The organism is Clostridia bacterium (assembly GCA_035628995.1).
GTDB lineage: Bacteria > Bacillota > Clostridia > Lutisporales > Lutisporaceae > BRH-c25.
Map to the genome: position 1 here is coordinate 1 of DASPIR010000005.1, position 3,396 is coordinate 3,396.

The 3,396-nt window shown below is 37.7% G+C and carries 1 protein-coding gene; it reads right to left on the bottom strand.

The features are described from left to right. Nucleotides 1-3,382, bottom strand: a 3,382-nt coding sequence (locus VEB00_01190) for a hypothetical protein (GenBank protein HYF81632.1), incomplete at its 3' end; no start/stop codon positions are given. Between the last annotated feature and the right edge of the window lie 14 nt (nucleotides 3,383-3,396).

The window sequence follows — 3,396 nt, forward strand, 5'->3', positions numbered from 1 at the left end:
ATACATAGCTTAGGCCTCTCTGAAGAAGTTCTTTTGCCCGGTCCCGTATTCCCTTTGAGATGTATATTTCCGCAAGCTTGACACAAGCCGTACGCCCCAGCTTGTACAGGTTTTCCCCGAACACCATGTCCAGGAACATCCCGTCTCTTTCATAATCCAGCCTTCCACTCAGTTGTATCTCTGAAAGCAGCTTCACAAAATGTGCTTCATAGTTCTCTGCTATTCCCCAACTTATGCACATATCCACAGCTTTCTGTGCATACTCCTCAGCTTTTTCGTTTTCCCCCATGGCATAGAAAAATTCTGCTCTATGATGGTAGTAAAACTGCAAAATGTTGCCTGAATCCTTTTGATTATTAAGAAGCTCTTCCGAGGTATTGATGTACATGGCCGCTTCCTTATAATCCTCCATCTCAGTACTGGCAATTATAAGGTTGATATTGAGCAGCGTCTTTATCATCATATTCTGGGATATACGCACAACCTCCAAGGCTTTATTATAGTACTCAATAGTTTCGCTGTAGCGGTCCTCTATCCTATAAAGCTCAGCAAGGTTGTTATAGCTTTTTTCCATTGAGCTTAGATTGTTTAGTTTCTGGCTCACGCTTGAGCACTTTTCATAATATTCCCTGGATTTCTGAATATCATTGTAATACTCTGAATATACGTATCCCATGGAATTCAACGTATAGGGTACATATTTATATGCAGAGAGCCTTTCAAGTATGGCCATGCCCTTTATCAGTATTGCAAGACCTTCTTCATATCTGTTCTTATTGCATATAAATCTTCCATAATTCACCAATATCCTTGCATAGAAACATTCGAATCTATTGGCGTCGATAGTATTCATTACCCTCTCCAGAATTTTTATATATGAATTGTACTTTCGTTTGTTTGACATTATATCATTAAGATTAATAACTAACTCGTACAAACCCTCCGAATATTCGACATTTCTTAGCAGCCTCTTTGCCTTAACTGCATATCCAATTGCAATCTTCTTTTCATCTATTTTATATGAAAGTGAAAACCTCTTGATATATATATCTATCAACATTTTCAAATCATTGACCTGGCTTGCAGAGCTTTCCACCTCACCATAAAAATGCATGGATTTGTTGTACTCCCCAATTTGCTCGTACAACTCGCCCAGCTTGCTGCAAACAACCATCTTTTCGGTGCTTACCTCGTCCTTGCAAAACATGTTATAGGACTGTTCAAGAAACTGAATAGCCTGGCTCACCAAATTGCTGGCTATCATCTTCTCGGCAGCATTCATAAGATATTCGATTGCTTCCTTGTATCGCATAGCCTTAGCCATGTGAAAAATCAACTCGTCCTTATTTTCTCTGTTTTCTCTGGTGAATTTATCCTCAAGTATATATGAAGCCATTTCATGATATTTAAGCTTTGTCTCTGGGGTCATTCTTTCGTAGATTGATTTCTTTAAGTTTATAGAGCTGAAATCGAAGGATATTCCCCAGTCGTCAACTTTCCTGGACAATATATTGATAGTATCCAGCTGTGAAAGCTGCTTGCCTAGCTCATCCTCACTAATATTCAGCATTTCTTCCAATATATCAGAGGATACTGCTGTATTGAATATAGATACCGTCTTAATAATCTCATTCTGAGTAGAACTCAGCTTGCTTATTTTGTTCAGCACTAAATCATCTATATTGAAGGAAAGGTTTAATTTGTCAAAATCAATTTCATTTAGAACCCATTCCCCTTTATCGTTAACGTAAATATGGTTATTTATATAGAGAAAGTAAATAATCTCATAGATGAATTTCGGATTGCCCTCTGTCTGTTTATAAACCTTGGCAGCAAAATCCAGACATGGCCTGTCCATACCCAACAAAAGCCTTATATATTCTGCTGTTTCATTTATATTAAGATTATTAAGCTCAATAGTGTCTGCATATCCAATCTCGGTCAAAGAGCTGCAAAAGTCCTTCAACTTGGGATTCTCTTCTATACTCTGTATACCCGCTCCTATAAGGAAGTATATTTTCCCCTTGCCTTCACTTCTCATAATATAATTCAAAACAGAGAGAGAATCTTCATCAATGTAGTCAAACCCATTTACAGCCATGATATAGGAATACTTCGCAGATGCTTCCAAAAGAAAGTTCCCAAGTCTGTATATAAGTCTCACCTTATCTTCTTGCCTGATTACACTGTTGCACACTGAAGTAGTAGGCACGCCTGCTATTTCAGGTATTATATAGGATATATCTGTTATATACCTGTCAATGATCTCCTTATCAGTAGTCCTCATTACATCCTTAATCAACATTATTATATAGTAAAAGCTGCAGGATACATCTTCCGTCAAGGCATCAACCAGCACCGTATTGCCTTCCTGCTCAAGTCTACAAGCAGCCGCCTTAATGAAAATTGATTTGCCAGTGCCCATTCCGCCTTTTATTATTGTTGCCTTAGGCTGCAGCTTGTTCTCATAAAGATATCCCTTTACAGATTGTATTATCCTCTTAAAATGGTGCTCCCTTGATACGAGGCTGGTCATATAGCGTGGGAGCTTTTGAAGATGCTTCTTATCTATAATATTATAGGCTCTGTTCAATCTCCTGTTTATATCCTTTACTATGTTTTCTACTGATTCGTATCTGTCTCCTGGCTTTAAAGCTGTACATTTCTTTATTATTTCTGTAATCTGTACCTTCCTCTTATCCTCTGCAGCTCCGAACTTTTCAAGCTCATCCTTGAAGTTAGAGCCTTCCACACTAATTTTACTAAAAATATAAAACATCAGGGCGCCAATAAGGTAAATATCAGACTCCCTTGAATAGTTTCCGAACTGGAAGGCTTCAGGGGATTTAAAGTAATTATTATCCCTATCAAACATTATGGATCTTTCAGTACCCTGTATATAAGGCAGCGTAGAGACCTTTAAAATAGCATTCTCTTTTTCATATGCCACAAAGAGTTCATTAATATTGACACTGCAAAGCAGAAACCCTCTCATATGCAAATACTTTACCAAAGAACACAATTGTACGGCGATATCTAATAATATATCAAAGCTTTGGCTTTTAACAAAGTCAAAAAGACCTACTCCGCTAAAATGCTCATAGGCATAATAATACTTGTTTGCAACTACTGACCTTGTATCTATTTCCGATATTTTGTTGAAGAAATGAAAATCTATCAGGTTTGGATGATTCAGGTTCCTATAATCGAACATGTTGCACTTCATGTATTCGATAAAGTCCTGAGTTTCCTTCTGATGATTAATTATCCTAAGGTTTTTGACCATATGACCCCGATGGGCATCTTCAACAACTACGGTGCTTCCGTAGCGATCCTCATTGCTGACCGCTATGACCTTGTATTGAGTGTTTATGAACTGCAATTTTAATTCCCCCA